The organism is Xanthomonas sp. SHU 166, from assembly GCF_000364685.1.
Taxonomy (GTDB): domain Bacteria; phylum Pseudomonadota; class Gammaproteobacteria; order Xanthomonadales; family Xanthomonadaceae; genus Xanthomonas_A; species Xanthomonas_A sontii.
Genome location: NZ_AQOJ01000067.1, coordinates 1 through 7,480 on the forward strand (window position 1 = coordinate 1; position 7,480 = coordinate 7,480).

Here is a 7,480-nt window from a genome sequence, read left to right on the forward strand (position 1 = left end):
GCCACGGGTCGCGCAGCGGCGGGCCGTCGACGTCGCGCAGCAGCTTGGCGTGCGCCTCGTCGTCGGACATGTGCCGGCTGGAGAACACCAACCCGCACCCGACCCGGTGCTGCAGGGCGATATGCCAACGCCACCCAGCCTCGTGCGCGATGGCACGGGTATAAGGCACCGGCGGCGCGACCGCCTCGGTCTGCACCGCCACGGCGCGATCGCTGGGCAACCATTCGCGCCAGTCCTCGTAGCCGGTATGCAGAGTCTGCTCGGTCAGCAGGCCGCGGAAGCCGGTGCAGTCGATGAACAGATCGCCCTCGATCACCTGCCCGTCTTCCAGCAGCAGCGACGCGACCGAACCGTCGTGCGCATGTTGCCGCACCTCGCGGATCTGCCCTTCCACCCGGCGCAGGCCGTAGCCTTCGGCCTTCTTGCGCAGGAACTTCGCGTAGAGCGCGGCATCGAAGTGATAGGCGTAGTTGACCTGCGGCTGGGTCTCCAGCGAGAACCGGTCCGCACGCGAGGCCACGCTCTCCAGGCAGAAATCGCCCAGGTCCGACGGCATGCCGCGGCGCAGGCTGTCCAGCCAGAAATGATGGAACGGCGTGGCCCAGGTGCCCTGCCCGATCGTGCCGAACGGATGGATGAAGCGATCGCCCGGACGGCGCCAATGTTCGAAAGAGATCGAGAGCTTGAACGTGCCGGCCACGGCGCGCAGGAACTCCTGCTCGTCGATCTGCAGAAAGCGGTGGAAGGTGCGGATCGGCGGCACGGTCGACTCGCCGACGCCCACGGTGCCGATCTGCTCGGACTCCACCAGGGTGATGTCCAGGCGATCGCGGAACTGGTGCGCCAGCGCGCAGCCGGCCAGCCAGCCCGCGGTGCCGCCGCCGGCGATGACGACCTTGCGGATGCGTCCGTCCGTTGTGGTGGCAAGGTTCAAGGTGATGCTCCCATCAGCGATTCAGCCGCGCCAGCAACTGCGCGCGCGTGCGGCGCGCCCGTGCCTCGTCGAACGGGGCCAGTTCGCCCCGCGCGGCCTCGGGCAGATGCTGCCCTGCGCGTTCGCCGGGGCCGAACACGTAGTAGTCGAAGAGCTTGGCCCAGGCCTGCTTCTCGCGCGCCGGCAGATCGCGCAGCGCCCACATCGCATGCTGCAGCGCCGTCAGCGGCGAGGGCAGGAAGGCGGGCGCACTGCGCCACCAGTAGTTCACCAGCACGTTGAACGGCGCGAGGCTGCGTACGTGGTGCCACCACATGCTGGGGATGAACAGCGCATCGCCCGGCTCCAGCTCGACGTGCCGCGCGCTGGCCAGCGCATCGCGGAAACGCGGATAACGCGCGAAGTCGGGGCGGTCGACATCCACCACGCTGACCACCTGGCCGCCCGGCGTCGGCTCCAGCGGCCCCGGATACAGGTTGTCGATCTGCTCGGGCGGAAACAGGGTGACGCGGCGCCGGCCCACCGCACAGCAGGCCAGGTTGTCCGGCGTGTCGAAATGGCAGGACGCCGTGACCCGGTTGCCGATCCAGATGCTCGGCGGCGCATCGATGCCCTGCCCGGCCAGGCCGGCGTCGTTGGCCTGGGCGAAGCCGGGCAGCGCCCGCGCGATCGGCAGCGACGCGACATAGTAGGTGGGCGGCCGCGGATCCTCGAAGGTCGCGGCGATCGCGTCCAGCACCTGCGTGAGCGTTCCGCGCCGGACCTCGAAATTCAACTGGGTGAAATCGGCGTTGTAGAACGGGCGTCCTTCGATCCCGGGTTCGCCGAAGGAATACGGAACGGGCACGCCCGTCTCGAAGCTGCGCAGGTAGGCCATTGCGTCCTGCGTGGAGCGCAGCCCGGCCTGTACCAGTCCCCAATCGCGCACGATGCCGCGCAACACCACCGGCTCACCCGCCGCCACCAGGTCCTGCAGTGGCAGCGCGGTGGGCTGCACGCCCTCCAGTGTCCGCATGGCTGCGCCGTCCGGCACGTTCAGTTCCTGCCTGCCGCACCGGCGGCATCCTGCAGGCGCAGGCGTCGCTGCTTCTCGGCGATCAGGCGGCGCATGTTGTGCAGCGAGGCCAGCATCAGGAACGCGCCTTCCAGATAGCCGGCGCGGTTGAGCGCGGCCAGCGCGGCGCCGTCCAGTTGGGCCAGGCGCTCACGGTCGATCGCGTGCAGGCCGTTCACGCCGACGCGGTGCTGCGCATCGAGCTGCACGTCGAGCGCCACAGGCTGGATCAAGCCGTGTGCATCGAGCGCGGCAAACATCTCCGCGCCGAATGCATGGCCTTCGTGGATACCGCGCAGCACGCCGGCGATGTGGTCGAGATAGGGCGTGTTGCCGCCCTGCGGCAGGAATACCGGCTCGCCCTGCATCGCCGTCACCCGCGGATGCTCCATGTCCACGTGCAGCACCGCGTCCTGGGTCGGCACGCCATCGATGCGCTGCTCCTGGAAGCCGATCAGGAACGGCCCCTTGGCCGCCGCTCCTGGGAGATAGGAGGCCATCCAGCGCCGGTCCTGCAGGAACAGGTTCTCGTGCTGCTCGAACCCAAGCAACGCCACCGACTGCCAGGCGCCGTCCGCCGGGTCCTTGCGCAGGAAGATCGGATATTCGCGCTGCAACTCGGCGAACTCGCTCGGATAGGCCGGCAGCATGCCCACCGCGTCGCCGAACTCCGGCCCGAAGTCGGTGGCCACGCGCAGGTCGCGATGGGCGATGTTGTTGAGCATTTCGTAACGCGGCATGGTGGTGCGCACTCCCCTCTGGAGTCCGGCACGGGGCGCCGCCGCAATCGCAGCGGCGCCCGTGGCGACATGCGAAGAGAACCTCTCCGCCTTGTTCAGAACTTATAGCGAACGCCCAGCATATAACGCGGGCTCTGGTCGGCCAGCTTCACGATCATCTTCGAGGTGCGCGAGCGCCAGCGCACGTCCTCGCCGGTCAGGTTGATCGCCTCCAGCCCGAACGACCAGTGATCGTTCAACGTGTAGTTCACGCTGAGATCCCACTGTTCGTAGGGTTCCACATAGTACGGATTGCGGCTGGTACCCTGGTTGGCCAGGATCAGGTACTGGTCGCGCCAGTTCCAGGCCAGGCGCACCGACCAGCCGTACTTCTCGTACATCAGCACCGCGTTGGCGGTGTCGCTCAGGCCGGTGAGCGCGAACTGGTCGATGCCCGGGTCGCCACCGTTGTCGTAGCCGACGTCGCCCTTGACGATGGTGTAGTTGGCGAGGATGCCGAACCCGGTGTCGCCGAGGAAGTACTGCCCGCCGAGCTCCCAGCCGTGCAGCTTGGCCTGGTTCTGGTTGATCGGGCGGTTGACGTTGAACTCGTACAGCGGGTCGTCGGCCTCGCCGTAGAGATCGTAGGCCGCTTCGGTCGCCAGCACCTGCGCACCGGTGCCGTTGTAGGCGGCCAGGCCGGCCGGGTTGTTGCGCAGCAGGGCCAGCGCGGTGAACAGCGAGGTGTCGTTGGCCGAGCAGGCCGCCGCATTGGCCGGGCCGACCTGGGCCAGGCAGGCGCCGCTGGTGAGGAACGCCAGCGCCGACTTCGCGTCCGGACCCGAGGTGGGATCGCGCAGGCCGTACAGATTCTCCTGCACGACGGTGTTGCCGATGAAGTTGTTGACCGACTTGTTCCAGTACGTCACCGACAGATAGCTCGCATCGGCGAAGTACCACTCCAGCGCCAGGTCGAGGTTGTCGGACTCCAGCGGCTTCAGCGACGGATTCTGCGCGTTGCCGCTGGCCCGCGAGGACGGATCGATCAGCACCGAGCCGAACGGCTGCTGCGCCCCGGGGCCGGCATACAGATTGCCGATCGGCGCGCGCGCGATGCTCTTGCCGAAGGAGACGCGGCCTTTCAGCGTATCGGTGAGGTCGATGCTGAAATCCAGGTTGGGCAGGATGTAGCTGTACGTGGTCTTCTCGCTGAACGGCTGCTGCTCGTTGGACAGCACCACGCGGAAGTCGTTGTTGGACTGCCACTCGATCGCCTCGGGCGTGGCGATGATCGAGGTCGACACCACGTCGGTGGTTTCGTAGCGCACGCCAAGCCGTGTATTGGTGCGCCGACCGGCCAGCTCGCCATCCAGTTCCACCTGGAAGTACGCCGAGCGGGTCTTCTCCTCCACGAAGTTGTCGGCGGCGCGCTGCGGGCTCACGCCCAGGCCGACGCCGTACTGGCTGGCCGCCCATTCCGCCAGCCGGCCCGCATCGCCGCGCCATGCCGGCCAACTCGTCCCGCCGTAGTCATGGAACAGGCCGATGATGTTGACCGGCTGCATCAGGTTCATCAGGCCGCCGGCGGTATCCCGATCGACGTTGGCCACGCCCCAGTCGCCCAGCGTGGAGTACGCCTCGGCGGCCTGGATGCGGTGGGTGGTCGACTTGTTGGTGTCCACGCCGAACTGGAAGCGGCCCTGGTCGAAGCTCCATTCCCCGTCGACGCGCGCCTGCTTGATCTGGCTGATCTGGCTCTGCGAGTTGACCCGCAGCACCTGCGAACCGATCTCGCCGGGCACGAAGCCCGGATTGACCACGCCATTGGCCTTGGCCGCGGCAGCGGCGTCGCTCGGATACCAGACCTGGGTGCCGATCGGCAGGCCATTGTTGAAGTTCAGCTCCTGCACCCAGGAGCCGCCGCAGTGCGGCCCGGTGGTGCAGTTGTTGGTGCCGGCGATGCTCATGAAGAGGGAGCCGCCACCGGTCAGCGGATCGTTCGGACGGCTTTCGTTCTTCGAGTCGTGCGCGTCGAAGCTGAGCTTGAGCCGGTCGGTCACGTTCCACACCGCATTCAGACCGAGCGAGCCCAGCTTGTACTTCTGCATGCTGCGCTGCTGCTCAAGGCCGAAATCCTTGGTGCCGGCGATCTCGCGGATGTAGGTCGGCACGGCCACCGCGCCGCTGGTATCGAACGTCACATCGGTGTAGTTGCTGTTCTGCAGCCACATGCCCTGCTCGCCACGATTCTCGGTGATCTCGTTGGTCGAGTAGGTGTAGTCCAGGGTCAGCGTCAGGCTGTCGGTGGGTGCGAACTGCAGCACCGCCTGGCCGTTGACGCGCTCGCGTTCGAACTCGGAGAACGCATAGCGCAGGTCGTTCGGGCGGGCGTACAGCGCGCCGATCTGCGGCGCATTGACCACGGTCGGATTGCCGGGCATCGAGCCCGTCCACGGCTGCACGTTCCAATAGTTCTCGGTGGCCTGCACCGAGCCGCCCTTGCGCTTCTGGTAGCTCGCGCTCACGCCGACGCCGAAGGTCTTGTCCGGATTGCTGTAGCTGAAGATGCCCGACAGTTCCGGGGTGATGTCGTTGTCGAACGGCTGGCTGCGGTCGGAGACGGCCTTGGCGCCGGCACTGGCGACGATGCCCTGGTGGTCGAACGGGCGCGCGGTCAGGATGTTGATGGTGGCGCCGATGCCGCCGCTGGGCATGTTGGCCTGGCTGGTCTTGTAGACCTCGATGCCATTGATCGCCTCGGCGGCGAGCTGGGCGAAGTTGAAGGCGCGGGTACCGCCATCGACGCCGCCGATGGCGACCTGGCCGGCAGCGCCGAACGCATCGGCGCCCGGCATCTGCCGCCCGTTGAGCGTCACCATGTTGAACTGCGGGCCGAAGCCGCGCGCGGTGACCTGCGCGCCTTCGCCATCGCGCCGTTCGATGGAGATACCGGTGATGCGCTGCAGCGACTCGGCCAGGTTGGTATCGGGGAACTTGCCGATGTCTTCGGCACTGATGGCATCCACCACGCCCGCGGCGTCGCGCTTGATGTCCATCGCCTGGCTGAGGCTGTTGCGCAGGCCGGTGACCTGGACCGTGTCCAGCTGCGTCGGGCTGCTCTGCGCCTGTTGCTCTGCCGCCGGCGCGGGCGTCGACGCGTCCTGTGCGAATGCGGGATTGATGACCAGGACGCCACCGACGAAGGTGAACATGGCCCTGGATTTGAACTTCGCCAGCGTGCGGCTCATGGACGAGCCCCCAGGTCTGGGCTACGACGAAACATAGAAGCGCTCATGACTCTCCCCTCTGACATGCGATCGATGGATGTACCGCCCCTCCCCTAAGAGGCACGCACGGGCGATGCCCGTCTTCCACGCCGAACATCGCAGCGCGCTCTGCGGTCGCTGCGACTCAAAACTCCGTTTCAGGATTGCCAGACGACGCGCGATAAAGGCTCCCCCCGAGCCCGACTGCCGCTGATTGATAGCGCTATCATCGCGTCACGGCGCAGACTACGCACCCAGGACATCGCTTGTCATCATGCGTCGCAACAAAGGACGGCATTCCTTGAAGAACACCCCCAAAACGACGCGTCGAAGAGGGAACGCCATCACCATCGACGACGTCGCGGCGCATGCGGGCGTCTCGCCGATGACCGTCTCGCGCGTCACCCACGGTCACGCCGGCGTGCGCGAGAGCACGCGCGAGCGAGTGATGCGCAGCGTGCGCGCACTGGACTACCGGCCAAACCCGGCCGCCAGCGCGCTCGCCGCCGCGCAGCACACCTGCATCGCGTTGATCTACACCAACCCCAGCTCCAGCTATCTGCGCGAACTGCTGGTCGGCGCGCTGCGCGGTTCCACCCGCGTGGCGGCGCAACTGGTGATCGCCACGTGGGACGGACTGGGTCCGCGGGCACGCCGCGAGGCCGCACGCACGCTCTGCAGCAGCGTGGCCGGCGTGATTCTCCCCGCGCCCTTGTGCGAATCGAAAGCCATCGTCGCCGTGTTCGTCGACGCCGGGATTCCCGTCGTCTCCATTGCGTCGAGCCGGTTCAGCGACAGGCTGTCCTGCGTGCACATCGACGACCGCCGCGCCAGCCATGACATGGTCTCGCACCTGATCGCGCACGGGCATACGCGCATCGGCTACATCACCGGCGACCCGAACCAGACCGCCAGTGCGCACCGCTGGCAGGGTTACCGCGATGCCCTGGCGGATGCGGGCATCGACTACGACGCCGCGCTCGTGCAGCCGGGCGACTTCACCTATCGCGCCGGACTCGAGGCCGCCGAGCGACTGTTGGCGTTGCGGGCACGTCCCAGTGCGATTTTCGCGAGCAACGACGACATGGCCTCGGCGGTGGTGTCGGTGGCGCATCGTCGCCGCCTGAAGGTGCCGCAGGATCTGTCGGTGGTGGGGTTCGACGACACGTCGGCGTCGACGATGGTGTGGCCGGAGCTGACCACCATCCATCAGCCGGTGGCGGACATGACCGATGCGGCCATCGATCTGCTGCTGCGGGAGATCCGGCAGGGGGTCGGTTCGGGGCGTACCTGCGTCAATCATGTGGTGCCGCATCGGCTGGTCGCACGCGATTCCGTCTCGGGGCCGCTGCTGGGTCGCTAGCTTCCTATCGTCGGGCGCGGACTGGGGGAGAACGTCGAGGAACGTCCGTGCCTCATGCGCGTCGCACAACTGCACCGTCAGCGAGTACTGCTGTTGCCGTTGCTGTTGCTGTTGCCGTTGCCGTTGCCGTTGCCGTTGCCGTTG

The 7,480-nt window shown here is 67.3% G+C and carries 5 protein-coding genes; 1 reads left to right on the top strand and 4 read right to left on the bottom strand.

The features are described 5' to 3' along the window. From D180_RS02795 to D180_RS02810, 4 genes are all read right to left on the bottom strand, one after another. On the bottom strand, positions 1-934 hold a 934-nt coding region (locus D180_RS02795; protein ID WP_017911593.1), incomplete at its 3' end, for a tryptophan halogenase family protein. Between the two features lie 13 nt (positions 935-947). Continuing rightward, positions 948-1,949: a cupin-like domain-containing protein gene (locus D180_RS02800; protein WP_043090371.1), complete on the bottom strand. Its 1,002-nt coding sequence runs from the start codon at positions 1,947-1,949 to the stop codon at positions 948-950. A 20-nt stretch (positions 1,950-1,969) separates the two neighbouring features. After that, the gene (locus D180_RS02805) at positions 1,970-2,728 is read right to left on the bottom strand and encodes a SapC family protein (RefSeq protein ID WP_043090372.1); all 759 of its coding nucleotides are present in this window, start codon (positions 2,726-2,728) and stop codon (positions 1,970-1,972) included. Positions 2,729-2,823: 95 nt separating this feature from the next. Next, positions 2,824-5,955, bottom strand: coding sequence for a TonB-dependent receptor (locus D180_RS02810; RefSeq protein ID WP_017911596.1), 3,132 nt, complete (start codon positions 5,953-5,955; stop codon positions 2,824-2,826). 403 nt (positions 5,956-6,358) lie between these two features. Between D180_RS02810 and D180_RS02815 the strand changes: the two genes are divergently transcribed. Further along, positions 6,359-7,336 (top strand): LacI family DNA-binding transcriptional regulator, encoded by a 978-nt coding sequence (locus D180_RS02815; RefSeq protein ID WP_017911597.1) that lies wholly within the window; start codon positions 6,359-6,361, stop codon positions 7,334-7,336. Positions 7,337-7,480: the final 144 nt, after the last annotated feature.

Coding starts and splice junctions, on each gene's coding strand:
- D180_RS02800 (WP_043090371.1), bottom strand. CDS start 1,949: ATGCGGACACTGGAGGGCGTGCAGCCCACCGCGCTGCCACTGCAGGAC.
- D180_RS02805 (WP_043090372.1), bottom strand. CDS start 2,728: ATGCCGCGTTACGAAATGCTCAACAACATCGCCCATCGCGACCTGCGC.
- D180_RS02810 (WP_017911596.1), bottom strand. CDS start 5,955: ATGAGCCGCACGCTGGCGAAGTTCAAATCCAGGGCCATGTTCACCTTC.
- D180_RS02815 (WP_017911597.1), top strand. CDS start 6,359: ATGACCGTCTCGCGCGTCACCCACGGTCACGCCGGCGTGCGCGAGAGC.